The 26,360-nt window shown below is 56.7% G+C and carries 24 protein-coding genes; 10 read left to right on the top strand and 14 right to left on the bottom strand.

The features are described 5' to 3' along the window. Window positions 1-64 precede the first annotated feature (64 nt). Entirely contained in the window at window positions 65-1,750 is a 1,686-nt protein-coding gene (locus NUX24_RS04325; RefSeq protein WP_257830081.1) for an alpha,alpha-trehalase, read from the top strand. A 62-nt stretch (window positions 1,751-1,812) separates the two neighbouring features. Here NUX24_RS04325 and NUX24_RS04320 read toward each other — a convergent pair whose 3' ends face one another. Further along, window positions 1,813-3,915: a TonB-dependent siderophore receptor gene (locus NUX24_RS04320; protein ID WP_257830080.1), complete on the bottom strand. Its 2,103-nt coding sequence runs from the start codon at window positions 3,913-3,915 to the stop codon at window positions 1,813-1,815. Window positions 3,916-4,028: 113 nt separating this feature from the next. Next, window positions 4,029-4,283, bottom strand: a complete 255-nt coding sequence (locus NUX24_RS04315) for a GlsB/YeaQ/YmgE family stress response membrane protein (protein ID WP_257830079.1) — start codon at window positions 4,281-4,283, stop codon at window positions 4,029-4,031. A 207-nt stretch (window positions 4,284-4,490) separates the two neighbouring features. Here NUX24_RS04315 and NUX24_RS04310 point away from each other — a divergent pair, with 207 nt between their 5' ends. Next, complete coding sequence (locus NUX24_RS04310) at window positions 4,491-5,222, top strand: flagellar brake protein (RefSeq protein WP_023312174.1); 732 nt, start codon at window positions 4,491-4,493, stop codon at window positions 5,220-5,222. A 37-nt stretch (window positions 5,223-5,259) separates the two neighbouring features. Here the strand turns inward: NUX24_RS04310 and emtA are convergent, their stop codons facing one another. Continuing rightward, entirely contained in the window at window positions 5,260-5,871 is a 612-nt protein-coding gene (emtA, locus tag NUX24_RS04305; RefSeq protein ID WP_047652285.1) for a membrane-bound lytic murein transglycosylase EmtA, read from the bottom strand. A gap of 107 nt (window positions 5,872-5,978) precedes the next feature. Between emtA and ldcA the strand changes: the two genes are divergently transcribed. Then, the gene (ldcA, locus tag NUX24_RS04300; RefSeq protein WP_257830078.1) at window positions 5,979-6,893 is read left to right on the top strand and encodes a muramoyltetrapeptide carboxypeptidase; all 915 of its coding nucleotides are present in this window, start codon (window positions 5,979-5,981) and stop codon (window positions 6,891-6,893) included. A 97-nt stretch (window positions 6,894-6,990) separates the two neighbouring features. Next, entirely contained in the window at window positions 6,991-8,724 is a 1,734-nt protein-coding gene (locus NUX24_RS04295; RefSeq protein ID WP_126330095.1) for a potassium/proton antiporter, read from the top strand. A 43-nt stretch (window positions 8,725-8,767) separates the two neighbouring features. Here NUX24_RS04295 and dadX read toward each other — a convergent pair whose 3' ends face one another. Together dadX and NUX24_RS04285 are read right to left on the bottom strand one after the other, a co-directional pair. Continuing rightward, window positions 8,768-9,838: a catabolic alanine racemase DadX gene (gene dadX, locus NUX24_RS04290; protein WP_257830077.1), complete on the bottom strand. Its 1,071-nt coding sequence runs from the start codon at window positions 9,836-9,838 to the stop codon at window positions 8,768-8,770. Between the two features lie 9 nt (window positions 9,839-9,847). Further along, the gene (locus NUX24_RS04285; RefSeq protein WP_032658462.1) at window positions 9,848-11,146 is read right to left on the bottom strand and encodes a D-amino acid dehydrogenase; all 1,299 of its coding nucleotides are present in this window, start codon (window positions 11,144-11,146) and stop codon (window positions 9,848-9,850) included. A gap of 321 nt (window positions 11,147-11,467) precedes the next feature. Between NUX24_RS04285 and NUX24_RS04280 the strand changes: the two genes are divergently transcribed. Continuing rightward, the gene (locus NUX24_RS04280) at window positions 11,468-13,000 is read left to right on the top strand and encodes a SpoVR family protein (RefSeq protein ID WP_100170101.1); all 1,533 of its coding nucleotides are present in this window, start codon (window positions 11,468-11,470) and stop codon (window positions 12,998-13,000) included. 72 nt (window positions 13,001-13,072) lie between these two features. Here NUX24_RS04280 and fadR read toward each other — a convergent pair whose 3' ends face one another. Then, window positions 13,073-13,792 carry a fatty acid metabolism transcriptional regulator FadR gene (fadR, locus tag NUX24_RS04275; protein ID WP_023312180.1) on the bottom strand — a complete coding sequence of 240 codons (720 nt, stop codon included), beginning with the start codon at window positions 13,790-13,792 and terminating at the stop codon, window positions 13,073-13,075. A 200-nt stretch (window positions 13,793-13,992) separates the two neighbouring features. Between fadR and nhaB the strand changes: the two genes are divergently transcribed. Further along, window positions 13,993-15,531 carry a Na(+)/H(+) antiporter NhaB gene (nhaB, locus tag NUX24_RS04270; protein ID WP_047652290.1) on the top strand — a complete coding sequence of 513 codons (1,539 nt, stop codon included), beginning with the start codon at window positions 13,993-13,995 and terminating at the stop codon, window positions 15,529-15,531. A gap of 143 nt (window positions 15,532-15,674) precedes the next feature. Beyond that, complete coding sequence (dsbB, locus tag NUX24_RS04265) at window positions 15,675-16,205, top strand: disulfide bond formation protein DsbB (RefSeq protein WP_047652291.1); 531 nt, start codon at window positions 15,675-15,677, stop codon at window positions 16,203-16,205. 124 nt (window positions 16,206-16,329) lie between these two features. Here dsbB and NUX24_RS04260 read toward each other — a convergent pair whose 3' ends face one another. From NUX24_RS04260 to NUX24_RS04250, 3 genes are all read right to left on the bottom strand, one after another. Beyond that, on the bottom strand, window positions 16,330-16,770 hold the full coding sequence (locus tag NUX24_RS04260) for a YcgN family cysteine cluster protein (RefSeq protein ID WP_047652292.1): 441 nt from the start codon (window positions 16,768-16,770) through the stop codon (window positions 16,330-16,332). A gap of 93 nt (window positions 16,771-16,863) precedes the next feature. After that, on the bottom strand, window positions 16,864-17,523 hold the full coding sequence (locus NUX24_RS04255; RefSeq protein WP_126330103.1) for a fumarylacetoacetate hydrolase family protein: 660 nt from the start codon (window positions 17,521-17,523) through the stop codon (window positions 16,864-16,866). Window positions 17,524-17,570: 47 nt separating this feature from the next. Beyond that, entirely contained in the window at window positions 17,571-17,846 is a 276-nt protein-coding gene (locus NUX24_RS04250) for a YcgL domain-containing protein (RefSeq protein ID WP_029742143.1), read from the bottom strand. A gap of 123 nt (window positions 17,847-17,969) precedes the next feature. On the opposite strand from NUX24_RS04250, the gene minC reads away from it, so the two are divergent. From minC to minE, 3 genes are read left to right on the top strand one after another with little or no spacing between them, the layout of a single operon-like run. Further along, the gene (gene minC, locus NUX24_RS04245; RefSeq protein ID WP_023312186.1) at window positions 17,970-18,677 is read left to right on the top strand and encodes a septum site-determining protein MinC; all 708 of its coding nucleotides are present in this window, start codon (window positions 17,970-17,972) and stop codon (window positions 18,675-18,677) included. A gap of 23 nt (window positions 18,678-18,700) precedes the next feature. Further along, entirely contained in the window at window positions 18,701-19,513 is an 813-nt protein-coding gene (gene minD / locus NUX24_RS04240) for a septum site-determining protein MinD (RefSeq protein WP_029742160.1), read from the top strand. 3 nt (window positions 19,514-19,516) lie between these two features. Beyond that, window positions 19,517-19,786, top strand: a complete 270-nt coding sequence (minE, locus tag NUX24_RS04235; protein WP_008500504.1) for a cell division topological specificity factor MinE — start codon at window positions 19,517-19,519, stop codon at window positions 19,784-19,786. 75 nt (window positions 19,787-19,861) lie between these two features. Here minE and rnd read toward each other — a convergent pair whose 3' ends face one another. The 5 genes from rnd to NUX24_RS04210 form a co-directional block, all read right to left on the bottom strand. Continuing rightward, window positions 19,862-20,989 (bottom strand): ribonuclease D, encoded by a 1,128-nt coding sequence (rnd, locus tag NUX24_RS04230; RefSeq protein WP_214576435.1) that lies wholly within the window; start codon window positions 20,987-20,989, stop codon window positions 19,862-19,864. A gap of 71 nt (window positions 20,990-21,060) precedes the next feature. Next, window positions 21,061-22,746 carry a long-chain-fatty-acid--CoA ligase FadD gene (gene fadD, locus NUX24_RS04225; RefSeq protein WP_075204798.1) on the bottom strand — a complete coding sequence of 562 codons (1,686 nt, stop codon included), beginning with the start codon at window positions 22,744-22,746 and terminating at the stop codon, window positions 21,061-21,063. 203 nt (window positions 22,747-22,949) lie between these two features. Beyond that, complete coding sequence (locus NUX24_RS04220; RefSeq protein ID WP_047173205.1) at window positions 22,950-23,531, bottom strand: Slp family lipoprotein; 582 nt, start codon at window positions 23,529-23,531, stop codon at window positions 22,950-22,952. A gap of 37 nt (window positions 23,532-23,568) precedes the next feature. Beyond that, window positions 23,569-24,264 carry a tRNA (adenosine(37)-N6)-threonylcarbamoyltransferase complex dimerization subunit type 1 TsaB gene (gene tsaB / locus NUX24_RS04215; RefSeq protein ID WP_257830076.1) on the bottom strand — a complete coding sequence of 232 codons (696 nt, stop codon included), beginning with the start codon at window positions 24,262-24,264 and terminating at the stop codon, window positions 23,569-23,571. A 66-nt stretch (window positions 24,265-24,330) separates the two neighbouring features. Next, window positions 24,331-26,241 carry an ATP-dependent DNA helicase gene (locus NUX24_RS04210; protein WP_257830075.1) on the bottom strand — a complete coding sequence of 637 codons (1,911 nt, stop codon included), beginning with the start codon at window positions 26,239-26,241 and terminating at the stop codon, window positions 24,331-24,333. Window positions 26,242-26,360: the final 119 nt, after the last annotated feature.

Here is a 26,360-nt window from a genome sequence, read left to right as displayed (position 1 = left end):
TCTAAGGTTTTCAGGTGATTGACAACAGCGGTCACGCTGTTTAGTGAAGACAGGAGACGAACTAATGATAAGACCTCGTACAATACGCCCCGCGTTTTTGCCCCTTGCGCTAGGCGGCGCGCTGTTCGGCGTAACGACTTTCGGTTATGCCGACGATACCCCCGCAGCCCAGACAACCTCACCCGATATTTTGCTGGGCCCTCTGTTTAACGATGTGCAAAGCGCCAAACTGTTTCCCGATCAGAAAACCTTTGCTGATGCCGTCCCCAAAAGCGACCCGCTGATGATTCTGGCGGATTACCGGATGCAGCACACGCAGTCCAGCTTTGACTTACGCCACTTTGTCGAGATGAACTTTACGCTCCCTGCGGAAGGGGAAAAATATGTTCCGCCTGCTGGACAAAGTTTACGTGAGCACATTGACGATCTCTGGCCCGTACTGACGCGCACCACGGATAAAGCCAGCAACAAATGGGATTCCCTGCTGCCGTTACCCAAACCTTACGTTGTGCCCGGCGGACGTTTCCGCGAGGTCTACTACTGGGACAGCTATTTCACCATGCTGGGCCTGGCCGAGAGCGATCACTGGGACAAAATCAGCGACATGGTGGATAACTTTGCGTATGAGATTGATACCTTCGGCCACATTCCCAACGGCAACCGCAGCTATTACCTGAGCCGCTCCCAGCCGCCGTTTTTCTCAATGATGGTTGAACTGCTGGCAACCCACGACAGCGATGCGCTGAAGAAGTACCGTCCGCAGATGGAGAAAGAGTATGCCTACTGGATGGACGGCGTCGACGCCCTTCAGCCGGGGCAGGCTAACAAACGCGTGGTGAAGCTGGATGACGGCGCGATCCTCAACCGCTACTGGGACGACCGCGATACCCCGCGCCCGGAGTCATGGCTTGACGATGTGAATACCGCCAAAAGTAACCCTAACCGACCGGCAACCGAGATCTACCGCGATTTGCGTTCCGCCGCGGCCTCGGGCTGGGACTTTAGCTCCCGCTGGATGGACGATCCGCAAAAGCTCGGCACCATCCGGACCACCAGCATTGTCCCCGTGGACCTGAACGCCCTGATGTTCAAGATGGAAAAACTGCTGGCGCGGGCAAGCCAGGAGAGTGGCGACGCCGCCAGCGCAAGCAAATACGAGGCGCTGGCAACGGCCCGTCAGAAAGCCATCGAGAGCCACCTGTGGAATGATAAAGAGGGCTGGTACGCGGATTACGATCTGAAGAGCAAGAAGGTACGCAATCAGCTCACGGCGGCCGCCCTGTTCCCGCTTTACGTGAAGGCGGCAGCACAGGATCGGGCCGATAAAGTCGCTGCGGCAACCTCGTCACGCCTGCTGAAGCCGGGCGGTATTGCGACCACCACCGTAAACAGCGGCCAGCAGTGGGATGCGCCAAACGGCTGGGCCCCGCTGCAGTGGGTGGCGGCGGAAGGGTTGCAGAATTACGGACAGGAGAAGGTCTCGATGGATGTGACCTGGCGCTTCCTGAAGAACGTTCAGCACACTTATGACCGGGAAAAGAAACTGGTCGAGAAGTATGACGTGTCGACCACCGGTACGGGCGGCGGCGGCGGAGAGTATCCGCTGCAGGACGGCTTCGGCTGGAGCAACGGCGTGACGCTGAAGATGTTGGATCGCGTCTGTCCAAAAGCAAAACCGTGCGACAGCGTGCCGGAGAATCAGCCTGCGGCGAATGAGGAGGCTGCGCCGGTGAAAGCTGCGGCGCAGTAAGGGTATTGCCGGGTGGCGGCTACGCCTTACCCGGCCTACATTTTGAACTCACAGGGAGTGACTTAGATACTATAGCTCGCCCCTAACTGATACGTCCTGTCACGCCCAATCCAGCAGTTGGTCGCATCGTAGCAGGTGAGCGTCTCTTTATTGGTGATGTTCTGCGCGCTGGCCTTAAGCGTTAGCCCTGCCAGCGAGGGCAGGATTTCGCCCATCCGGTACGAGGCCGCCAGATCGTACTGCGTGGTGCCGCCCAGTTTACCCGCATCGTTTGCCGGAGAGATTTCCATCGGCCCGGTGTAGCGTGCGCCAGCTCCCAGCATCAGTCCTTTCAGCGGCGTGTTCTCAAAGGTGTAATCACCCCAGAGGTTGAAGGCATTCTCCGGCACCTGCGTTGGGCGTTTACCTTTGTACTTGTCATCTTCCCGGTTGATCGCGTGGGTGTACGCATAGTTGGCAATCAGCGTCAGGTTGTCCGTCGGACGGCTGATGGCGGAGAGCTCTGCCCCTTTGGATTCCACTTCACCGGTCTGACGATAGTTCAGGAAGCCCGGATCGGAGGTGACGACATTTTTCTGGCGGATGTTAAACACCGAGGCGGTAAAGGTGGTGGCGTAGTCGGCCAGCAGATATTTCACCCCGCCTTCCACCTGCCTGCTGGTTGTCGGTTTGACGTCTTTCGCCACGAGCGTACCCTGCGGTGACACCGGCGCAAAACCTTCTGAATAGCTGATAAACGGCGAAATCCCGTTATCGAAGGCGTAAAGCGCGCCCAGGCGTTTGGTGACGCGGTCCTGCGATACCCAGGCTTTATCGCCGTTTTGCAGGTAGTTGGTGGTAACGGAGCGGTAATCGTCATAGCGCAGGCTGCCCAGCAGGTTGAGGCCGCCAAACTCTACCTGATCCTGCAGGTAATAGCCGTTTTGCTGGTAGCTGAGACGGTTTTTCTGGGCGGTATAAAGCCCCAGCGCGCTTTCCTGGATCTGCGAATAGTCTGGGTGACGCATATCGATACCCGGCGTGGCCGACGCGTAGCGATAGTGGAAATGGGAGTTCAGCTTCTGATAGTCGAACCCGGCCAGCAGATGGTGTTTCCAGTCGCCCAGCGCAACGGTTTTAGTCACCTGGTTGTCGATGTTGAAGCTCTTAAGGTCTTCATCGGTAGTGTAAGCAAAGCGGTTAAGCTGGTACACCTCGCTTCCCGTGCCCGTCGCATAGACGCTGCGCTGGTGGGTATCGACGTCGAAATAGCGCGCTTTCTGATTAAAGCCCCAGCCGCTGTCAAACTCATGTTCAAAGCTGTAGCCCAACATCCACTGACGCTGCTTAAATCCGCTCCATTCGTCTCCGGCATAATCGCGCTTGCCTGCATATTTCGAGTGCAGGTAGGCGAGCGGCAGCGGGTTAGACGGCGTCAGGCTCGGGGTGTTTTGCGCCAGCGCGTCCAGGGTGAGGCGGGTTTTGCTGTCCGGCTGCCAGGTGACGGACGGCGCAACCAGGTAGTTTTCATACCGGGTGGTGTGCGGCTGATCGTCGTTTTCCGTGGCTTTGCCCAGCAGACGGTAGTTCCAGTCGCTGTCGGCAATCTGCCCGGTTGAATCAAGATAGCCCTCTTTCAGATTACGGTTTCCGGTGTTAACGCCGATTTCGGTTCTGGCTTCCCGCTGCGGTTTTTTACTTTGAATATTCACCAGCCCGCCCGGCGAACCGCCGCCGTAAAGGACCGATGAAGGGCCTTTCAGGATATCAACGCTGTCAATCAGCAGCGGATCGATGCGCGCTTTGGTATTACCGGTGACGTTATAGGGCAGCTGCAGCCCGTTATAAAACTCCTGGTCGACGGTAAAGCCACGAATTTTATACTCGCTCATGTAGGAGGTATTCCCCCGCACCTCGGTTGAGACGCCCGGGGCATAGCGCAGAATTTCATTCACCGAATTCGCGTGACGCTTTTCAATTTCCGGCGCAGAGAGGGTCGTGATGACCTGCGGCGTTTTACTTTCGGCAACGGCCGATTTCGTGGCGCTGTTCGTCCAGGCCGGCAGCGCGCTGCCCTGCTCTGAGTCCGTGACGACGATGGTGGATTCTTCGGCGTACGCCGGGACCTGCAATGCCAGCGTGACGGCCCCTGCCAGAGCGCAAAGCGTAAAACGTGAGGTATTCATAATGTCGTCTTGTTGTTGGATGCAATACGGAACGACAATTATTATCATTTAGATTAACAAATCAATACTCCGGCAAAAAAAACGGCCCTCCGCAGAGAGCCGTTTACGTCAATTTATGCTCGTCGCAGTAACCTGAATATGCACAGCACCACAATGGCACCCACGACAGCGACCAGAAAACTGTGCAGGTCGAAACCACTTATGTTGCCTCCAAAGCCAAACATCGTCGCCAGCCAGCCGCCCACAACCGCACCAACGACCCCGAGTACACAGGTCAAAATAAAGCCGCCGCCATCGTTTCCCGGCATGATCAGTTTAGCGATAGCGCCAGCAATAAGACCAAAGATAATCCAGGCGATGATACCCATAGCGATGCCCTCTTGCAGGTTTAACGCGTGCGCAGAAAACCTTCTGCACAGCTAACTTAAGTATAGGTCATCGCCGGAAAACCATTTTCATCTCACCGACTTATCTTTGCTTAAACAGGCAAAAAAACTCACCGGTTTGTATTAAGTTTCATTGCAGATTGCCGATAACGCTAAGACAGTCCGTCATCTATCAAGGAGCCATCCGGCGTGAGTCATTACAGTGAGCAGTTCCTCAAGCAAAATCCGCTGGCTGTATTAGGGGTATTACGCGACCTGCAAAAAGGTGAAGTGCCGCTGCGCATCAGCTGGTCGAATAATCAGTTCATCAGCAAGATCCTTGACGCCTCGCAGGATCGGCTGGTGATTGATTTAGGCAGTCAGGAGTATGAAAACCGCGCAGCGCTGAAAGCGGAGAATATCGCGGTGATGGCCGAAACGCAGGGTGCCAAAGTGGAATTTGTCCTGTCGCGGCTGGAACTGAGCGAATATCAGGGACTGCCGGCTTTTGTTACCCCGCTTCCGACCAATCTCTGGTTTGTTCAGCGTCGTGAATATTTCCGCATCAGCGCCCCGCTTCACCCCGCCTATTTTTGTAAGGCCAAAATGCCGGACAAAAAAGAGATCCGCTTCCGCCTCTTCGATCTGTCGCTCGGCGGCATGGGCGCGCTGATGGATACGCCGAAACCGGACGGGCTGGTAGAGGGCATGCGGTTTACGCAAATTGAACTGGATATGGGAGGCTGGGGTCGCTTTTATTTCGATGCACAGCTAATTGCGATTAGCGACCGCACCGTCGTGGACAGTAAAAATGAAACTATCACCACGCCGCGTCTGAGCTTCCGTTTCCTCAACGTCGGGCCCGGCGCAGAGCGTGAGCTTCAGCGCATTATCTACTCCCTGGAGCGTGAGGCGCGGGAACGCGCAAATAAGGTCCTGTGAAGAAATCGGGCAGCGTGACCGCCGCCCGTCTGCGGCATTACATGGCATCCATCGCTTTCTGTACTTTCCAGATATAACGAGGCGCCTGTGGTGCCGGGTGATTTTTCGCCACATGTTCAAAGAATTCGTCTTTGTCCATGTCGTTAATCTCTTCTATCGCCTCTTTGCGGTCAGAGGAGAAGGTTCTGAGCAACGCGCCGGCACCGTTAACGTAAGACACCACCAGCGCGTACTGCATCACCTCTGGATCCTTAATCCCCTTCAGCACGCCATGCTCCATAATGCTCAGATAGGCCGTGCCCATTGAAATGTTGCGTTCCGGGTTTTTCAGCTCGCTGGTCGACGGCTGGCCGCTCCAGCCCATGTAGCGGTAAACCTCTCTCCCCGCCGTTGACGCTTTAAGCTGCATCAGCCCCACCGCATTGGATTTGCTGACAAGCGTCGGATTACCGCCGGACTCCACCGCAATGATCGCCGTGATGAGACGCGGGCTGACGCCCCAGGCCTTCCCGGCTTGCTCACTGATCGGCATCCACTGCATGGCCCGTTTCACCGGCACTTCCGGGTTCCAGGGCGGGTTTTGATAATCATGTTTGGTACTACAGCCAGCGAGCAACACAATCAAAAAAGCAAACCATCTCAATTTCACGTCATCTATCCTTATAGCCGGTCATCGCGGTGCGCCGCCTCTTGAAGCAGGCAGCGTATAAGCGGCATGATATAGACAATTAGTTTCTCATTCAGCAAGGAATTGCCATGTCTCAGTTTCATCTCATCGCGCCGTCGGGCTACTGCATTAACCAGGACGCGGCGCAGCGGGGCGTTCAGCGTTTGCTGGAATCTGGCCATCAGGTAGAAAATCAGACGATTATCCCCCGCCGCCAGCAGCGTTTTGCCGGCACCGAAGCGCAGAGGCTGAATGATATCAATAGTCTGGTGAGCCTGACCGGCGAAAACCGGATTGTGCTTGCGGTGCGCGGTGGATATGGTGCGAGCCGGTTGCTGGAGAGCATTGACTGGCAGGGGCTGGCGCTGCGCCAGCAGCAGGATCCGCTGCTGATTTGCGGCCACAGCGATTTCACCGTCATCCAGCTTGGGCTGCTGGCCCTGCATAACGTCATCACCTTCAGCGGCCCGATGCTGGCGGGTAACTTCGGCGCCCCGGAGCTGGATGCGTTTACCGTGGAACATTTCTGGCGCGCGCTGCGCAATTCCACCTACAGCGTGGAGTGGCAAGGCAACGGACCGCACTGGGAATGTGAAGGCCAGCTCTGGGGCGGCAACCTGGCGATGCTGGTCTCGCTCATCGGCACGCCGTGGATGCCGCACATCGAGGACGGCATTCTGGTGCTGGAAGATATCAACGAACATCCGTTCCGCGTCGAGCGCATGCTGTTGCAGCTCTATCATGCCGGTATTCTTGAACGCCAGTCCGCGATTGTGCTTGGCAGCTTCAGCGGCTCTGCCCCGAATGACTATGACGCGGGTTACTCCCTTGAGACCATGATCGACTTCGTTCGTTCGCGGCTGGATATTCCGGTCATAACCGGTCTCGATTTTGGCCACGAGCAGCAAACCGTGACCCTGGCGCTGGGGGCGCACGCCACACTGATCCATAATGATTCCGGCAGCCGGCTGACCATCAGCGGTCATCCTGTCATAAAGGCATAAAAAAGCCGTTATACCCCCTTAATAAAACGCTGTTGCCGTTGTTAATATGTTAGGGTTTTAGTAACAGCGTTAACATTGAGGTGGGAGTAAGAGAACATTGGATGCCGCAGCGATAATCAGCCTTTTCATTTTGGGTTCCGTCCTTGTAACCAGCAGTATTTTATTAAGTTCATTTTCATCGCGTCTCGGCATACCTATTCTTGTCATTTTCCTCGCCATCGGCATGCTGGCCGGCATTGATGGCATTGGCGGTATCCCATTCGATAACTACCCCTTCGCCTACATGGTGAGTAACCTCGCGCTGGCGGTGATCTTACTGGACGGCGGGATGCGCACCCAGGCGAGCTCCTTCCGCGTGGCCTTAGGGCCCGCGCTGTCGCTCGCCACGGTTGGCGTGCTGATAACCTCCGGCCTCACCGGAATGATGGCCGCGTGGCTTTTCCATCTTAATATCATGGAAGGTTTGCTGATTGGCGCGATCGTGGGCTCAACCGATGCGGCAGCGGTGTTTTCCCTGCTCGGCGGAAAAGGGCTTAACGAACGTGTCGGCTCCACGCTTGAGATTGAATCCGGCAGTAACGATCCGATGGCGGTATTTCTCACCATTACGCTTATCGAGATGATTCAGCAGCATGAAAGCGGCCTGAGCTGGATGTTTGCGTTACATATTCTGCAGCAGTTCGGCCTGGGGATTGTCATCGGACTGGCGGGGGGCTATCTACTACAGCAGACGATCAACCGTATCTCGCTGCCCGCGGGGCTTTACCCCCTGCTGGCGCTGAGCGGCGGCATTCTCATTTTTGCCGTCACCACCGCAGTGGACGGCAGCGGTATTCTTGCGGTCTATCTCTGCGGGTTCCTGATGGGCAACCGCCCTATTCGCAACCGCCATGCCATTTTGCAGAACTTCGACGGCCTGGCGTGGCTGGCGCAAATCGGCATGTTTCTGGTGCTGGGCCTGCTGGTCACGCCATCGGATCTGCTGCCGATCGCCGTTCCGGCGCTGCTGCTGTCCGCGTGGATGATCTTCTTCGCCCGTCCGCTGTCGGTATTTGCAGGCCTGCTGCCGTTTCGCGGCTTCAACCTGCGCGAGCGGGTTTTTATTAGCTGGGTGGGCCTGCGCGGCGCGGTGCCGATTATCCTTGCTGTGTTCCCTATGATGGCCGGTCTGGATAACGCGCGGCTGTTCTTTAACGTGGCGTTCTTCGTGGTGCTGATTTCCCTGCTGTTCCAGGGAACCTCGCTCGGATGGGCGGCGAAAAAAGCCAAAGTGGTGGTCCCGCCGGTGGGCTGGCCGGTCTCCCGCGTGGGGCTCGATATTCACCCGGAGAACCCGTGGGAACAGTTTGTCTATCAGCTGAGCGCGGATAAATGGTGCGTGGGAGCCTCGCTGCGCGATTTGCACATGCCGACCGAAACGCGCATTGCCGCCCTGTTCCGCGATAATGTCCTGCTGCACCCTACCGGCAGCACCCGCCTGCGCGAAGGGGATATTCTCTGCGTGATTGGTCGCGAGCGCGACCTGCCCGCACTGGGCAAGCTGTTCAGCCAGTCGCCTCCGGTGGCGCTGGACCAGCGCTTCTTCGGCGATTTTATTCTGGAAGCCAGCGCCAAATTTGCGGATGTGGCGCTGATTTACGGTCTGGATGAAGGTGCTGAAGACGGCGATAACCCGCAAACGCTGGGTGAAATCATCCAGCAGCGGCTTGGCGCTGCGCCGGTCGTGGGCGATCAGGTGGAGTTTGCCGGGATGATCTGGACCGTTGCCGAAAAAGAAGATAACGCGGTGCGGAAAGTCGGTTTGAGGCCGATGGATGAGGAAGTGGAGTAGTTTTTTTGCCGGGTGGCGCTAACGCTTACCCGGCGAAGATAGGTTACACCGTCACAACCGGCACTCTTGGTGCCAGCGCGCACATCAATTCGTACCCCACCGTGCCCGCCGCGGCAGCCACGTCATCAATTTTGATTTCGTTGCCCCACAGTTCGACAGGGGAACCAATGCCCGCCTGCGGGCATGGCGTCAGGTCAACGGCCAGCATATCCATAGATACGGTGCCCACCGTTCCGGTGCGAACCCCATCGACCCACACCGGCGTGCCGGTCGGCGCGATGCGCGGGTAGCCGTCGGCATAACCGCCCGCCACGATGCCAATCCGCTGCTCGCCCTTTGCCCGGTAGCGGCTGCCGTAGCCCACCGTGTCCCCGGCCTTCAGCGTCTGCACGCCAATGATTTCACTGCGCAGGGTCATGACCGGCTTCAGGCCGCTGTTGGCGATATCCTGCCACTGACCAGAGGGAGACGCACCGTACAGAACGATCCCCGGACGCACCCAGTTATAGTGCGCCTCGGGATGCCAAAGCGTGGCCGCCGAGTTCGACAGCGAGCGCGGGCAGTCCAGCCCTTCTGCCGCCTGCTCAATGCGGACCATGGCATCGGCAATACCGTCGGTTTTTTCCGCGTCGGCAAAATGCGCCATCAGCGTCATTTCGCCCACGTTCTTCATGGCGCGCAGCTGCTGCCAGACCGTATGCACCCGCTCAGGCTGAAAGCCCAGGCGGTTCATGCCGCTGTTCACTTTGAGATAGATATCCAGCGGAGCGTGGAGCTTCGCATCCTGGATCGCCTTAATCTGCCAGTTGCTGTGAACGCTGGTGGTCAGCCGGTACTTATCCAGCAGCGGCAGATCGTCCGCATGGAAGAAGCCTTCCAGCAGTAGAATCGGCCCTTTCCAGCCGCGCTCGCGCAGCAGAATGGCCTCTTCCAGATTCAGGAGCGCAAAGCCGTCGGTTGCGCTCAGCGCGCTCCAGATACGGTCGATACCGTGGCCATAGGCATTCGCTTTCACCACCGACCAGACGCGCGCGCCGGGGGCCGCCCGACGAACAATTTGCAGATTATCCTTCAGGGCCTGCAGGTTGAGCTGGGCCAGAACAGGACGGGACATGACAACTCCTTAGCTATGCGCGCCGTGCAGGTGCTGTGGACGCGAAGGCGTAAACCCCGATTGATAGCGCGCGGCGCTTAAATCGTCAAACGGAATTGCCGGCGTGCGACCGGAAATCAGGTCGCTCAGCAGTTGGCCCGATCCGCAAGCCATCGTCCAGCCGAGCGTGCCGTGTCCGGTATTGGTCCACAGGTTTTTGAACGGCGTGCGGCCCACGATCGGCGTGCCGTCCGGGGTCATCGGACGCAGGCCGGTCCAGAACGTCGCCTGCTCAACAAAACCTCCGCGCGGGAAGAGATCGCCCACGACCATCTCCAGCGTTTCACGACGCGGCTGCAGCAATTCGGTGTTGAAGCCAACAATCTCCGCCATGCCGCCTACACGAATACGGTTATCGAAGCGGGTAATGGCGATTTTGTAGGTTTCGTCCAGAATGGTTGACACCGGCGCGCCGCTCTCTTCTTTCACCGGAATGGTCAGCGAGTAGCCCTTCAGCGGATAAACCGGAATGTCGAGAATGCCTTTCAGCATGGCGGTGGAGTAAGAACCAAACGCCATCACGTAGGCATCGGCTTTGATCACCTCGTCGCCGCACTTCACGCCGTAAATTTTTTCGCCTTCCGACAGCAGCTTGTCGACAGAGGTGTTGAAGCGGAACTTCACCCCCGCCTGCTCGCACATCTGCGCCAGACGTTGCGTAAAGAGCTGGCAGTCGCCGGTTTCGTCATTCGGCAGGCGCAGGCCGCCGGTCAGCTTATGCGCCACTTCCGCCAGCGCCGGTTCAACCTGGCCAAGCTGGCTGGCTTCCAGCAGCTGGTACGGTACGCCGGCATCTTCCAGCACGGCGATATCGCGGGTGGCGTTTTCGTACTGTTGCTCGGTGCGGAACAGCTGCAGCGTCCCGCCCTGACGGCCTTCGTACTCAATTCCCGTCGACGCGCGCAGCGCTTTTAGACAGTCGCGACTGTATTCCGCCAGGCGCACCATGCGCCCTTTGTTCTCCATGTAGTGGCGGGTGTCGCAGTTGCGCAGCATCTGCCACATCCACTTCAGCTGGAACTGCGTGCCGTCAAGGCTGATGGCCAGCGGCGCGTGGCGCTGGAACATCCATTTAATCGCTTTCAGCGGAACGCCCGGCGCAGCCCACGGTGCCGCATACCCCGGAGAGATTTGCCCGGCGTTCGCCGCGCTGGTTTCAAGCGCCGGACCGGATTCACGATCGATAACGGTTACGTCATGTCCCGCCTGACTTAAATACCAGGCGCTGGTTACCCCAACGACACCACTTCCCAGTATGACAACACGCATAGCCACTCCATTATGTGCAAAAGAACAATCTTCTAATTACAGATTGATAACCTAGTTGAAAATATTATTCAACATACGACTTTTTTATGGTGACTTACCTCACACATCCCCCAGCATCAGGGGATAGTGCTAATTTGGGATCTCCTGCTGCGCGTTATTTTTAACCAGCATAATATGCTGATACATGCCGTTTTTTTGCCGTATCAAAAACGCGAAATCGCAAAGAAAAAATTTCTGCCCCAGCACGCTTTTTAACACGTTGATCTATGCTTGAAAGGAGGCTCTCCAGACAGAGAGAGCACCCACAACGAGGGCGCGCTAATGGCTACTATTGATTCCCTGAACAAGGACAACACACGTCTGAGCGATGGACCCGACTGGACCTTCGAGCTGCTGGATGTTTACCTCGCCGAAATCGACCGGGTCGCAAAGCTGTATCGTCTGGATACCTATCCCCATCAGATTGAAGTCATTACGTCCGAACAGATGATGGACGCCTACTCCAGCGTCGGGATGCCGATCAACTATCCGCACTGGTCGTTTGGTAAAAAATTTATTGAAACGGAGCGGCTGTATAAGCACGGCCAGCAGGGGCTGGCGTATGAGATTGTGATTAACTCCAATCCGTGTATTGCCTATTTAATGGAAGAGAACACCATTACCATGCAGGCGCTGGTGATGGCGCATGCCTGCTACGGGCATAACTCTTTTTTCAAGAATAACTACCTGTTCCGCAGCTGGACGGACGCCAGCTCCATCGTCGATTACCTGATCTTCGCCCGTAAATACATTACCGACTGCGAAGAGCGCTACGGCGTGGACGAAGTGGAAAAACTGCTCGACTCCTGCCACGCGCTGATGAACTACGGCGTGGATCGCTACAAACGTCCGCAGAAAATCTCCCTGCAGGAGGAGAAAGCCCGGCAGAAAAGCCGCGAAGAGTACCTGCAAAGCCAGGTAAACATGCTGTGGCGTACCCTGCCGAAGCGTGAGGAGGAAAAAACGATCGCCGAAGCGCGTCGCTATCCGTCTGAGCCGCAGGAAAACCTGCTCTATTTTATGGAGAAGAACGCCCCGCTGCTGGAGCCGTGGCAGCGTGAGATCCTGCGCATAGTGCGCAAGGTGAGCCAGTATTTTTACCCGCAAAAGCAGACGCAGGTGATGAACGAAGGCTGGGCGACCTTCTGGCACTACACTATTCTCAACCATCTGTACGACGAGGGAAAAGTGACCGAGCGGTTCATGATGGAATTCCTCCACAGCCATACCAACGTGGTGTTCCAGCCGCCCTACAACAGCCCGTGGTACAGCGGAATAAACCCGTATGCGCTTGGCTTCGCCATGTTCCAGGACATTAAGCGCATCTGCCAGTCGCCGACGGAAGAAGACAAGTACTGGTTCCCGGATATCGCCGGTTCTGACTGGCTGGAAACGCTGCACTTTGCGATGCGCGACTTTAAGGACGAGAGCTTCATCAGCCAGTTTATGTCGCCGAAGATCATGCGTGATTTCCGCTTCTTCACCGTGCTGGACGACGACCGCAACAACTATCTGGAGATCTCCGCAATCCACAACGAAGAGGGGTACCGTGAGATCCGCTCTCGCCTCTCTTCCCAGTACAACCTGAGCAACCTTGAGCCCAATATTCAGGTGTGGAACGTGGATTTGCGCGGTGACCGCTCCCTGACGCTGCGCTATATCCCGCACAACCGCGCGCCGCTGGATAAAGGACGTAAAGAGGTGCTAAAGCACGTGCATCGCCTGTGGGGGTTTGACGTGCAGCTGGAGCAGCAGAATGAAGACGGGAGCGTCGAGCTGCTGGACCGCTGCCCGGCGCGGTTGAATACGCTGTAGTGTCTGTTGTGCCGGGCAAGGCGTAGCCGCCACCCGACGAAAAAAAACCTCTCGTATGAGAGGTTTTTTCTTTTAGCGGGTCTGAATCGCTAAATCACCCGGCAGCGTTTTCTGCATACGGTGCCAGATTTCACCGGAATCGTGACCGTAGCGGCGCACCGTCTCATAAACCTGATCGTGCAGGCCTTCGGTACAGAGCTTGCTCAGCTTATGGTAGAAGCCCAGCGCCAGGCTACGCGCTTCCGGATTGGCAAAGTAGTGGCGGCCAATGCGAGTGTAAAGCCCTTTCATACCGTTGAGGATCAGGCCGTACACCGGGTTGCCGGAGGCAAACGCCAGGCCGCGAAACACGTTGTAATCGAGCGTGGCAAAAGCATCGGCATGATCTTCCACCTCGTTCGCTGTGGCCAGCACCGCAAGGGCATCTTCCGGATGCTGACGGAAAGCGGTACGAATAAAAATCGTCGCGATGTTGGTGCGAACGGAGAGCAGATTATCAATGAGCTGCGGCACGCTTTCATGGTCAAGACGCGCCAGCGTTTCAAGAATGTTTAGCCCGGAGGTTTCCCAGAAGTTGTTCACTTTCGTAGGCTTACCGTGCTGGATCGTCAACCAGCCATCGCGCGCCAGCCGCTGAAGCACTTCACGCAGCGTGGTGCGAGTGACGCCAATCAGTTCAGAGAGTTCGCGTTCAGCCGGAAGAATGGACCCCGCAGGGAAACGATTATTCCAGATGCTTTCAATGATGTACTCTTCCGCGAAACCCGCCGGGCTCTGCGCCTTAATGACCATAGTGAGATTTCCATTACACAGCTTTAGCAAATTGGACTCATCATACCAGAGGCACGCAGTGGCAGGTAGCGCGGCAAAGAGAGAAAAGAGGGATCGCCGTTTCATTTTTGTGAAATTTACAATGCCGCCTTAGCCGCCTCCGGGCCGCGATTTTTGCGTATACTGATGTTTTGTCTTACTTGACGGGAAGGACGTCTGTTGTGGAAATTTCTTTTGGGCGCGCGCTATGGCGCAATTTTTTAGGTCAGTCTCCTGACTGGTATAAACTGATACTGCTGGTTTTCCTGGTCGTTAATCCCATCGTTTTTATTGTGAATCCCTTTATCGCCGGCTGGCTGCTGGTGGCGGAGTTTATCTTCACCCTGGCCATGGCGCTAAAATGTTATCCCCTGCTGCCGGGCGGATTGCTGGCGTTTGAGGCCGTCGTCATCGGTATGACCAGCGCCGGGCATGTCAAAGCAGAGCTGGCGTCAAATCTCGAAGTGCTTTTGCTGCTTATGTTTATGGTGGCGGGCATCTACTTTATGAAACAGCTGCTGCTGTTCATCTTCACGCGCCTGCTGCTCAGCATTCCGTCAAAAATGTTCCTCTCGCTGGCGTTTTGCCTTGCCGCCGCCTTCCTGTCGGCCTTCCTGGATGCGCTGACGGTCGTTGCGGTAGTGATCAGCGTCGCGGTTGGGTTTTACGGTATTTATCACCGCGTGGCTTCCTCTCGCCCTAATGAGGACCTGCAGGATGACAGCCACGTCGAGGCGCATAATCGTGACGTGCTGGAACAATTCCGCGCGTTTCTGCGCAGCCTGATGATGCATGCCGGCGTGGGTACCGCCCTGGGCGGCGTGATGACCATGGTGGGCGAGCCGCAAAACCTGATCATTGCCAAAGCGGCGGGCTGGCACTTCGGTGAGTTCTTCCTGAGAATGGCGCCGGTGAGCGTACCGGTGCTGATCTGCGGGCTGGCGACCTGTCTGCTGGTGGAGAAGTTTCGCCTCTTCGGCTACGGGGCGCAGCTCCCGGAGCCGGTACGTCAGGAACTGCATAAATTCGATCTGCAGAGCCGAAGCCAGCGGACGCGCCAGGAGACGCTACGACTGATTGCTCAGGGGATCATCGGCGTCTGGCTTATCGCAGCGCTGGCGTTCCATCTTGCAGAAGTGGGGCTGATTGGGCTGTCAGTCATCATTCTCGCCACCACCTTTACCGGCGTGACGGACGAACATGCCATCGGCAAGGCGTTTACCGAAGCCCTGCCGTTTACCGCCCTGCTGGCGGTGTTCTTTGCCGTCGTGGCGGTGATTATCGACCAGCACCTGTTCGCGCCGATTATTGCCTTTGTATTACAGGCATCACCGGATGCTCAGCTCTCGCTGTTTTACCTGTTTAACGGCCTGCTCTCGTCGATCTCAGATAACGTCTTTGTCGGGACGGTCTACATCAACGAGGCCAAAGCGGCCATGGAGCAAGGCGTTATCAGCGCCGGACAGTTTGAGCTGCTGGCCGTGGCGATCAATACCGGCACCAACCTGCCGTCGGTAGCGACGCCAAATGGCCAGGCCGCCTTCCTGTTTCTGCTGACCTCCGCCCTCGCGCCGCTCATACGTCTTTCTTATGGCAGGATGGTGTGGATGGCGCTGCCCTATACGCTGGTGCTCACGATCGTCGGATTGCTTTGCGTCAAAATTACCCTCATTCCCTGTACGCAATGGCTGGTACAAGCGGGTATACTTGCGGCGCAGTAAACTATGCATCTCGGGCAGTTCGCTGCCCGTTTGCCTTTTCGCACGATAAACATCCAATTACGTTTTATTTCGCCAGGTACAGGTGGCGCGAAAAACGAATTCGTTTACACTGCGCTTTCTAAGCATGTTCCAGGGAAATGATTATGTTGAGATTTTTAAACCAGTGCTCCCGCGGTCGCGGAGCGTGGTTGTTAATGGCCCTGACCGCCTTTGCGCTGGAAATGGTCGCGCTGTGGTTCCAGCACGTAATGGGTCTTAAACCTTGCGTGCTGTGTATTTATGAACGCTGCGCGCTGTTCGGCATTATGGGGGCAGGCCTGGTGGGTGCAATCGCCCCTAAATCGCCGCTTCGCTATGCCGCTATTGCCATCTGGATTTACAGCGCCTGGAAAGGGATTGAACTCTCCTGGCAGCACACCATGATGCAATTGCATCCTTCACCGTTTATGACCTGTGATTTTGCCGCCCGCTTCCCGAGCTGGCTGCCGCTGGACAAATGGCTGCCGCAGGTGTTTGTCGCATCCGGTGACTGCTCCGTTCGTCAGTGGGAATTCCTGACGCTGGAGATGCCGCAGTGGCTGGTGGGCATTTTTGCCGCCTACTTCGTCGTGGCGCTGCTGGTGCTGATTGCCCAGCCTTTCAAACCGAAGAAACGCGATTTGTTCGGAAGGTAAACGCAAAACGGCAACCAAGGTTGCCGTTTTTAGCGTTTGCGCCCTCTCCCGTGGTAGAGGTTGGGATGAGGGCATCAGGCCGCACAAGCACAATAAAAAACCCACCTCGGCGGTTTTTTTAATCTCAACGGGTCGGGTGGTTCATGATGTGGTCTTCCCAGTCACGCACCTCGGACTCTTTCACCGCGATGTGGCGCACAGAGATACGTTCGCCGTGCATCGCCGCTTTTGACCCGGTCAGCAGCGGGTGCCAGTTCGGTAAATCTTTGCCTTCCGCCAGCAGGCGATACGCACAGGTATGCGGCAGCCATTCAAACGTCGGCAGATTATCCCGGGTTAACTTGATGCAGTCAGGCTCAAATTCAAACCGACGCTCATAGTTGCGGCACTGGCAGGTTTTAATGTTTAACTGCTTGCAGGCAACGTTGGTGAAGTAGATTTCATCCGTATCTTCATCCATCAGCTTGTGCAGGCAGCACTGCCCGCAGCCGTCGCACAATGATTCCCATTCCGCGTCAGTCATGTCGTCGAGAGTTTTGCTTTGCCAGAAAGGGATGTCGTTCATCAGGATGTCCACACGTCAAAAGAAAGCGCACCTTATAACGAGTCTGGCACGTTGTTGCAAGTTTTGCCGCCCTCTTCAGGCGGCAAGATGGGGTTACAGCACGCGGGTTTTCAGCGACAGGCCGTTAAAACCGACCTCAAGCTCGTCACCGCTGAGTAGCGGACCAACGCCTTCTGGGGTTCCGGTCAGGATCACATCGCCTGGTTTAAGGGTAAAGAAGCGGCTCATGTAGGCGATCAGCGGCACAATCTTGTGGATCATGTCCGCGGTGGTGCCCTGCTGGCGGATCTCGCCGTTAACCTTCAGGCTGAGCGGCGTGTCCTGCGGATCGCCGGTAAATTCGCTTACCGGCACAAACGCCGAGATCGGGCAGGAATTATCAAACCCTTTGGCTTTTTCCCACGGCTGCCCGGCTTTCTTCATTTTGCTCTGAACGTCACGCAGGGTCAGATCCAGCGCCACGCCGTATCCGGCAATCGCTTTCTGAACATGTTCTTCTGAGGCCTGGCGCAGCGTCGCGCCGATCAGCACGGCAAGTTCCACTTCGTGATGCACTGAACCCAGCCCCTGCGGCAGCGCCAGCGGCTGGCGGATATCGCAAAGCGCCGTTTCAGGCTTAATAAACAGGACCGGCTCTTCTGGCGTCGCGCTGCCCATCTCCTGAATATGTTTTGCATAGTTGCTGCCTACGCAAACCACTTTGCTGACGGGATAATCCAGTAATGCACCTTGCCAGTTATGATGTTGATACATGGTCGACCCCTAAACGGTTGATGTGTTGTGCCCAAAAGCAGTTGAGACTATTTTTTGCCGTTCGCCTCAAGATGCTGTTTTAATAAATTCTCGGGTGGCGGTGGAAGCTGTAAATAATAGCCCTGCTCGGCTAAGGCCGTTTTCACTTTATCCAGATCGGCATTAATCAGTTTCTTACGACCATCAAGCGGCAGCAGCATCGCCAGCTGTGGTCGGCCAAAGTTCTTCATTAATTCTTCAGGCACGCGTGAAAAATCGTCTTTCTTTTCGACATAAAGATAGGTCTGGTCACGGCTTGTACTTCTGTAGATCACACAAAACATGTTTTTACTCTGAATTAATGGGTGGTTGCTTGCCTCAATATACTCCTGACTATAACATGCCTGATACTCTTCGGAATATCGCAGCGAGTGGTTGCGGTTAATAGCAAATTGAGTAAGGCCAGGATGTCAAACACGCCCATCGAGCTTAAAGGCAGTAGCTTCACCTTATCAGTGGTACATTTGCATGATGCAAAACCCGAGGTTATTCGTCAGGCGTTAGAAGACAAAATCGCCCAGGCTCCCGCCTTTCTAAAGCACGCCCCTGTTGTTATCAACGTCAGCGGTCTTGAGGCTCCGGTTAACTGGAAGCTTCTCCAGCAGGCCGTCTCCTCGACCGGACTGCGTATCGTGGGCATCAGCGGCTGCAAAGATACTGAGCTGAAAGCGGAAATTGAGCGTGCGGGGCTGCCCCTTCTGAATGAGGGCAAAGAAAAAGCCTCGCGTGCGGCACCCGTTGCCGTGCAAACGCCCCCTCCTGCGGTTCAAAACGTTACTACCGTCACAAAAACGCGAATGATTGATGTGCCGGTTCGTTCCGGTCAGCGCATTTATGCACCAAACTGTGATCTGATTGTTACAAGCCACGTCAGCGCTGGCGCTGAGCTGATTGCAGATGGCAATATTCACGTATACGGTATGATGCGTGGACGTGCGCTCGCCGGTGCAAGTGGCGATCGAGATGCGCAAATATTTTGTACTCACCTGACGGCGGAACTGGTGTCCATCGCAGGTGAATATTGGCTGAGCGACAAGATCCCAGCCGAATTTTATGGCAAAGCGGCTCGCCTGCTTCTGGCAGACGACGCGTTGACCGTTCAACCGTTGAATTGATCCCTTTTTAACAAGGAATTTCTATGGCACGCATTATTGTTGTTACTTCGGGTAAAGGAGGCGTTGGCAAGACCACCTCCAGCGCGGCCATCGCTACTGGTTTGGCCCAGAAGGGAAAGAAAACCATCGTTATCGACTTCGATATCGGTCTGCGTAACCTCGACCTCATCATGGGATGTGAGCGTCGCGTCGTGTATGACTTCGTGAACGTCATTCAGGGCGATGCCACGCTGAACCAGGCGATGATCAAAGACAAGCGCACCGAGAACCTCTACATTCTCCCGGCTTCTCAGACGCGTGACAAAGACGCCCTGACCCGCGAAGGTGTGGAAAAGGTGCTCGACGATCTGAAAAAAATGGATTTCGACTTCATTGTCTGCGACTCCCCTGCGGGCATCGAAACCGGTGCCCTGATGGCGCTCTACTTCGCTGATGAAGCGATCATTACTACCAACCCTGAAGTTTCATCCGTGCGTGACTCAGACCGCATTCTGGGGATCCTCGCCTCTAAATCCCGTCGTGCGGAAAATGGCGAAGACCCGATTAAAGAACACCTGCTGCTCACTCGCTACAACCCGGGCCGCGTGAACAAAGGTGACATGCTGAGCATGGAAGACGTGCTGGAGATCCTGCGCATTAAGCTGGTGGGCGTTATCCCGGAAGATCAGTCCGTGTTACGCGCCTCTAACCAGGGCGAGCCAGTGATCCTTGATACATTGGCAGATGCAGGTAAAGCTTACGCCGATACCGTTGACCGTCTGCTGGGAGAAGAACGTCCTTTCCGCTTCATTGAAGAAGAGAAGAAAGGTTTCCTCAAACGCCTGTTCGGAGGATAAGTTATGGCATTACTGGACTTTTTTCTCTCGCGGAAAAAGAACACCGCCAACATCGCAAAAGAACGTCTGCAAATTATCGTTGCGGAGCGTCGTCGTAGCGACGCCGAGCCTCACTACCTGCCGCAGCTGCGCAAGGACATCCTGGAAGTGATCTGTAAGTACGTGCAGATTGACCCGGAGATGGTCACGGTGCAGCTGGAACAAAAAGACGGGGATATTTCGATTCTGGAGCTGAACGTTACGCTCCCGGAAGCGGAAGAGTCGCGTCCGTAGGTTTGTGTTTTCATCGCCCCGGTAAGCGCAGCGCCACCGGGGAAATATGCCGGGTATATCGCCCGGCATATTTTTTTATCGCGGATAACCGTCCAGCAGCGTATTCAGGCGATCGGCCATCAATTCCCCGCGCCAGCCCGCCATCATCTCCGGCACGCCACTCTGCGGCTTCAGCTTCCAGTGCCAGTTCAGCAGCTGGTTAATCTGACGACGTGAGGCGAGCAGTTCCGCGCTCAGTTTGCTTTCGGTTGCAACAGCCTGCACCAGCGCTTTGATATCCTTAAACGCTTTGCGATAGCCCGGCATGTCCATCAGGTTCAGCAGCGGTTCCGGCAGCGCATCTTCCGGCAGCTCCTGCGCTTTGGCGACCAGCGCCAGCAGGGTTTTACCGTGGAAGCGGATCTCGCTGCCCGACAACCCAATGCTGTCAAGCTCGCCCAGGCTGCCTGGCATATAGCGCGCCACCGCCCAGAGATGTTCTTCGCGGACGACGAAGTTAACGGCCAGATCGCGCTCGCGCGCTTTACGCAAGCGCCAGTCTGCCAGCAGCTGCAGGCATGCCAGCTGACGCGTGCGCAGCTGCCAGGCGTTGGTGATATCGCGCCAGGCCTCTTTCGGGTCAACCACTTCCTGACGACGCTGCTGGGTCATACGGCACTCGTCCAGCGCTGCAGCGAGCCAGCCGGAGGCTTCCGCCTCTTTCATCAGCTGTCCGGCAATCGGCAGCAGGTAAAACACGTCTGCCGCCGCATACTCCAGCTGACGCTCGGTAAGCGGACGCGCCAGCCAGTCTGTACGGGATTCGCTTTTATCCAGCGTCAGGCCCGTATACTCCTCCACCATGGCAGCAAAGCCCCATGAGAGCGGACGATTGCTGAATGCCGCGAGGATCTGCGTGTCAATCAGCGGCTGGGGCATGATGCCAAAGGTGTTCAGAAAGACTTCCAGATCTTCACTGCCTGCGTGCAGGTATTTCGTCACGGCGGTATCAAGCAGCAGGTCACGCATCGGCGTCCAGTCGGTAATGCCGAGAGGGTCAATCAGCGAGACGTGTTTACCGTCGTACATCTGAATCAAACCCAGCTGCGGATAATAGGTCCGGGTACGGACAAACTCGGTATCCAGGGCAATGGCAGGAAAGTCGCGCGTTACTTCGCACAGCGAAGCCAGCTCGTCGTTGGTCGTGATCATCTGGTAATTCAAAACGGGTTCTCTTTTGTTTGCGCCCATAAAAAACGCCGGCTTAACCGGCGTCTGGGCGATTAGCGTGAAGCTCAGGCCTTATTGTCTACTTTGCCACGGGCTTCGTCACGTAATTCTCGTCGTAATATCTTTCCGACGTTGGATTTCGGCAGCTCATCGCGGAATTCCACCAGCTTCGGCACTTTATAGCCCGTCAGCTGACGACGGCAGAACGTTACCAGCGCCTCCTCCGTCAGGGAAGGATCTTTCTTGACCACAAATATCTTCACCGCTTCACCGCTGCTGCCGGAAGGGACGCCGACCGCCGCCACTTCGAGCACGCCGCTGTGCTGCATAACCACGTCTTCGATCTCATTCGGATAGACGTTGAAGCCGGAGACCAGAATCATATCTTTCTTGCGATCGACGATGCGAAGGAAGCCTTCTTCATCCATTACCGCAATATCACCGGTGTGCAGCCAGCCGTCTTTGATGATTTCGTCGGTCGCGTCGGGACGCTGCCAGTAGCCCAGCATCACCTGCGGACCTCTGACGCACAGCTCACCCGGCTCACCCGGCGCGACTTCGTTATCGTTATCATCGACGAGTTTCGCCTCCGTGGAAGGAACCGGCAGGCCAATGCTTCCACTGTGATAGTCGATGTCATGCGGGTTGACGCTGACCAGCGGCGCGCATTCCGTCAGCCCATAGCCCTCCAGCAGATACTGGCCGGTGAGCTTCACCCAGCGCTCGGCCACCGCCTGCTGAACCGGCATGCCGCCGCCCGCAGAGAGATGCAGCGTGGAGAAATCCAGCTGCTGGAACTCTTTGTTGTTAAGCAGCGCGTTAAACAGGGTATTAACCCCGGTCATGGCGGTGAAGGGATACTTCGCCAGCTCTTTCACCAGGCCCGGGATATCGCGCGGGTTGGTGATGAGGATGTTCTGACCACCCAGTTCAATAAACAGCAGGCAGTTCATGGTCAGCGCAAAGATGTGATACAGCGGAAGCGCGGTGATCACCACCTCTTTGCCCGGATGCAGCAGCGGCCCGTAGGTGGCGTTCACCTGTTCAAGGTTTGCCAGCATATTGCGGTGGGTAAGCATGGCCCCTTTGGCGACGCCGGTAGTCCCGCCGGTGTATTGCAGAAACGCAAGATCTTCCGCGACCACTTCGGGTTTCACATACTGCATACGGTAGCCCGCATGCAGCGCGCGGCGGAAGGAGATGGCGTCCGGCAGGTGGTATTTTGGCACCAGGCGCTTGACGTATTTGACGACAAAGTTAACCAGCGTGCCTTTGGCGGTAGAGAGCTGATCCCCCATGCGCGTCAGGATGACGTGTTTAACCTGGGTTTTGTCGACCACTTTTTCCAGCGTATGGGCGAAGTTGGACACAATGACAATCGCGGCCGCACCGCTGTCGTTCAACTGATGCTCCAGCTCGCGCGGGGTGTACAGCGGATTGACGTTGACGACAATCATCCCGGCTCGCAGGATACCGAACAACGCCACCGGGTATTGCAGCAGGTTTGGCATCATCAGCGCGACGCGGTCCCCTTTTTGCAGCCCTAGCCCTTCCTGCAGATACGCCGCAAACGCGCGGCTACGCTCCTCAAGCTTACGGAACGTCATCACCTCGCCCATATTCACGAATGCGGGCTGGTCCGCGTAGCGCCTTACCGAGTGCTCAAATAATTCCACCAGGGATTGATAACGGTCAGGATTGATCTCAGCAGGAACATCTGCGGGATAACGGTTAAGCCAAACCTTCTTCAATGCATCACCTCTGAAATGAGTGTTCGTCGTCATCACAACCCCGATAATAAACAGTTTGTTAACATTATATTAACTCAGCGTACCAGTTTATTAATTGTTCAGATTTAAGGTTGCGAAGCGCGTCACTCTTTTTTTTCGTTTTATCCGTAAAAAAACAGAGACAGCGGCTGAGCCGCTGTCTCTTTTCTAACAATAACAGTAATTTACTCAGTAACGATCGTCTGAACCTGTGCTGGTCCCGGGTTATACCAACCCCAGCCCGGGTAGCCGTAACGATAAGGATGTGGACCCCACATCCACGGATCCATCGGCTGAGGCGGCATGACTACCTGCTGTGCCAGCCGCCAGCGTTTATACCCGTTGACCTGCATGGTCATAAATTTATACGGCGTACTGCCGATTTTGCCCTGCACCGCGCCGGTAATCGGCCCGACGACGGTCACCAGCTGTCCGCGAAAATCGACCGGATCGAGGAAACCACTGACGTCCGCGTAGATACGCCCGCGAGAGGCCTCGCCCAGTACAGGCCGCGCGCCGCTGTCCAGCGGAACGGTGGCGATCTCGAGACGGGTTTTCCCCTGCTGGTTTTGTACGTCGATGACCTTACCGCCAAAGCGCGCTTCCTGACCGACGTACAGCTCAGGGGCATTCATCACCCGAACCAGATCCTGCTGTGGCGTCGGGCTGCTGCCCTTAATCGCATCAGGAACGGAAACGCATCCGCTCAGTGCTATGGCTACTGCGCCTGCCATAATAAGGCGTACTACTTTAGTCTGAACCGCCATGATGCGACTCCTTTTTCTCAGTTCCTGTTACTGAGATTCACTCGCGGCCCGGAAGTTTCTTCCACGCGACGGTGTTTCGCAAATAAACCGGCTCCGCCTGTTCAACGGCCACGGTTTTTCCTGCCGCGAGCAGCTGGCAGGCAATAGGAAGCATATCTTCCGCAGCCGGCAGCAGCATGTTGCCGTCTACCAGCGTCAAACCGGTGTCGTTTGCCATGTCTGGCCACGCCGGCCAGCCGGTGCCGACGGTTGCCCACTCGCCGGAGAGCTGTTGCAGCCGCTCAGTGACCGCTTCCGGCTTAAGCACGGCTTCCGTCTCTTCACCGTGCCACACGCCCTGCTCGTCGCGGGTGTATTCGGCCCAGTAAACTTCGCCCATGCGGGCATCAATCGCGGCCAGAACGCGCGTTGCCCCGGTCATGCGCCATGCGCCCTGCGCCATGGTGGCGAGGGTTGAGACGCCGATCATCGGCAGTTCGGCGCCCAGCGCCAGCCCCTGCGCAATGCCGATCCCGATACGTACGCCCGTAAAGCTGCCGGGGCCGCGGCCAAAGGCCAGCGCATCGAGGTCGGTTAAGGAGGTGTTGCCCTGGGTTAAAATGGCTTTTACCAGGGGCAGAATGCGTTGGGTGTGTTCCCGGGGGCACTCTTCGAAATGAGCAGAAACAGCACCGTCGTTCAACAGAGCGACAGAGCAAGCCTCTGTCGCGGTATCAATAGCCAGAATTCGCATCAGTCGTCGCGCTCTCGCAAGGGTCAGTCACAAAATGGCGCGCATCTTAGCACACTCCGGGGTAAATTACTCCGCCGTTGGGTTTGCCAGGAAGCGCACCGCGCGTTTTATGTCCCGCGTCCGCGGCGCGGGCGGCAGGCTTGCGAGGAAAGTCGCCCCGTAAGGACGCATCACCAGCCGGTTATCGCAAATGACCAGCACTCCGCGATCGGTGACGTCGCGGATTAATCGCCCTACCCCCTGCTTGAGGGTTATCACCGCGTCCGGGAGCTGTACCTCGTCAAACGGATCGCCCCCGCGCAGACGGCAGTCTTCCATGCGCGCCTTCAGCAGCGGATCGTCCGGAGAGGTAAACGGCAGCTTATCAATGATCACCAGCGAGAGCGTATCCCCCCGCACATCGACCCCTTCCCAGAAGCTGTTGGTTGCTACCAGCAGGGCATTGCCGGCGCTGACAAACTGCTGTAACAGCTGGCCTTTGCTGGTTTCACCCTGCAGGAGCACCGGCAGCGTCATGGTGGCGCGGAACTGCTCGGCGAGGTCACGCATCATGGCGTGAGAGGTGCAGAGCATAAAGCAGCGGCCGTTGTTGGCCTCGATCATCGGTTTTAACATCGCGGCCAGATGGCGAGCGGCACCCGGCTGGTTTGGCAGCGGCAGATTACGAGGCACGCAGAGCAGCGCCTGTTTTTCGTAATCGAACGGGCTGGGCAGAAGCAGGGATTCCGCATCCTCAATGCCAAGACGTTCCGTGAAGTGATGCAGATCGTCATTCACCGACAGGGTTGCCGAGGTGAAGATCCAGCTTCCCGGTTTTTGCGCCATCACCTCTTTAAATTTATCCGCCACCGTCAGCGGCGTGAGCGCCAGCGTGAAGTGCCGGGAGGTGCACTCATACCAGTAGCTGAACCCCGGCTGGTTAATCTCTTTCAGCCGTTTGAGCCGCCCGCGATAGAGCGTGGCGCGTTCGAAGGCCGCATCCAGCAGCGCGGAGCGGCCAAGCGACAGTTTTGCCACGTCGTAGCAGAGTTCGAGGGCATCATCGAGCAGCAGCAGCGCGCGCTGGATGTTTTTGTCCGCCAGCAGCTCGCGCAGGTTACCGCGATAGCCCGGCTCGCCGAGCTGCAAGCGGAAATCCTGCGCGCTCTGCGCCAGACGGTCGGCGCACTTCTGCAGCTGCTGGGTATCTTTGAGTTCGGTCCGGTAGGCAATGGTGAAATCTTTCGCCAGATCCTGAAGCTGGCGGCTGGAAAGCGACTGGCCGAAATACTGGCTGGCGATGTCCGGAAGCTGGTGGGCTTCGTCGAAGATCATCACGTCCGCCTCCGGGATCAGCTCGCCGAAACCGCTGTCTTTGACCACCATATCCGCGAGAAAAAGGTGATGGTTTACCACCACCACGTCGGCGTCCATGGCAGTTTTGCGGGCTTTCACCACAAAGCAGTCTTTATACAGCGGGCAGTCGCTGCCGAGGCAGTTATCGTTGGTGCTGGTCACCAGCGGCCAGGCCGGGGAATCTTCCGGCACGCTCGCGCAGGTGCTGATATCGCCCTCTTCGGTCTGGTTCGCCCAGGCGCGAAGGATAATAACGTCGCTAAGGGTTTGCACCGGCAGGTCGCCGCCCGCCAGCGCCTGCTGCTCAAGACGTTCCAGGCAGAGATAGTTGGAGCGCCCCTTCAGCAGGGCCAGACGCCCCTTGTATTTCAGCGCTTTCGCCACCGTGGGCAAATCGCGGCTGTAGAGCTGATCCTGCAGCGCCTTCGATCCGGTGGAAATAATCACCTTCTTCTTCGCGCGCAGCGCCGGTGCAAGGTAAGCATACGTTTTACCCGTGCCGGTTCCGGCTTCGACCACCAGCGGCTGAGCCTTATCGATGGCGCGTGCAACGGCGTGCGCCATCTGGCGCTGAGGCTCACGGGGTTTAAAGCCGGGGATAGCCTGCGCTAATTGACCTTCAGGGGAAAAATCGTCTGCCACGGTGTTCTCTCACTGTATTTTTGCACAGGGGATTATGTCAGCCCATCCTCTCCTGTGCCACCCCAAATAGTGACGACGCGAGAACAATATGGCAGTCTTGCCGCCTGACGACGAAAAAT

It is taken from the genome of Enterobacter sp. HG048, from assembly GCF_024702055.1.
Taxonomy (GTDB): Bacteria; Pseudomonadota; Gammaproteobacteria; order Enterobacterales; family Enterobacteriaceae; genus Enterobacter; species Enterobacter dykesii.
The sequence above is the reverse complement of the archived record's forward strand: the minus strand, read 5'-3'. Positions and strand labels throughout refer to the sequence as shown.

What these genes read in the sequence shown, in the direction of transcription:
- fadR (WP_023312180.1), bottom strand. Translation starts at nt 13,792, where the DNA reads ATGGTCATTAAGGCGCAGAGCCCGGCGGGTTTCGCGGAAGAGTACATC.
- NUX24_RS04250 (WP_029742143.1), bottom strand. Translation starts at nt 17,846, where the DNA reads ATGTTTTGTGTGATCTACAGAAGTACAAGCCGTGACCAGACCTATCTT.
- NUX24_RS04315 (WP_257830079.1), bottom strand. Translation starts at nt 4,283, where the DNA reads ATGGGTATCATCGCCTGGATTATCTTTGGTCTTATTGCTGGCGCTATC.
- NUX24_RS04280 (WP_100170101.1), top strand. Translation starts at nt 11,468, where the DNA reads ATGGCTACTATTGATTCCCTGAACAAGGACAACACACGTCTGAGCGAT.
- dadX (WP_257830077.1), bottom strand. Translation starts at nt 9,838, where the DNA reads ATGTCCCGTCCTGTTCTGGCCCAGCTCAACCTGCAGGCCCTGAAGGAT.
- NUX24_RS04260 (WP_047652292.1), bottom strand. Translation starts at nt 16,770, where the DNA reads ATGAACGACATCCCTTTCTGGCAAAGCAAAACTCTCGACGACATGACT.
- NUX24_RS04255 (WP_126330103.1), bottom strand. Translation starts at nt 17,523, where the DNA reads ATGTATCAACATCATAACTGGCAAGGTGCATTACTGGATTATCCCGTC.
- NUX24_RS04220 (WP_047173205.1), bottom strand. Translation starts at nt 23,531, where the DNA reads ATGGCGGTTCAGACTAAAGTAGTACGCCTTATTATGGCAGGCGCAGTA.
- tsaB (WP_257830076.1), bottom strand. Translation starts at nt 24,264, where the DNA reads ATGCGAATTCTGGCTATTGATACCGCGACAGAGGCTTGCTCTGTCGCT.
- ldcA (WP_257830078.1), top strand. Translation starts at nt 5,979, where the DNA reads ATGTCTCAGTTTCATCTCATCGCGCCGTCGGGCTACTGCATTAACCAG.
- NUX24_RS04285 (WP_032658462.1), bottom strand. Translation starts at nt 11,146, where the DNA reads ATGCGTGTTGTCATACTGGGAAGTGGTGTCGTTGGGGTAACCAGCGCC.
- dsbB (WP_047652291.1), top strand. Translation starts at nt 15,675, where the DNA reads ATGTTGAGATTTTTAAACCAGTGCTCCCGCGGTCGCGGAGCGTGGTTG.
- minE (WP_008500504.1), top strand. Translation starts at nt 19,517, where the DNA reads ATGGCATTACTGGACTTTTTTCTCTCGCGGAAAAAGAACACCGCCAAC.
- NUX24_RS04325 (WP_257830081.1), top strand. Translation starts at nt 65, where the DNA reads ATGATAAGACCTCGTACAATACGCCCCGCGTTTTTGCCCCTTGCGCTA.
- minD (WP_029742160.1), top strand. Translation starts at nt 18,701, where the DNA reads ATGGCACGCATTATTGTTGTTACTTCGGGTAAAGGAGGCGTTGGCAAG.
- NUX24_RS04320 (WP_257830080.1), bottom strand. Translation starts at nt 3,915, where the DNA reads ATGAATACCTCACGTTTTACGCTTTGCGCTCTGGCAGGGGCCGTCACG.
- minC (WP_023312186.1), top strand. Translation starts at nt 17,970, where the DNA reads ATGTCAAACACGCCCATCGAGCTTAAAGGCAGTAGCTTCACCTTATCA.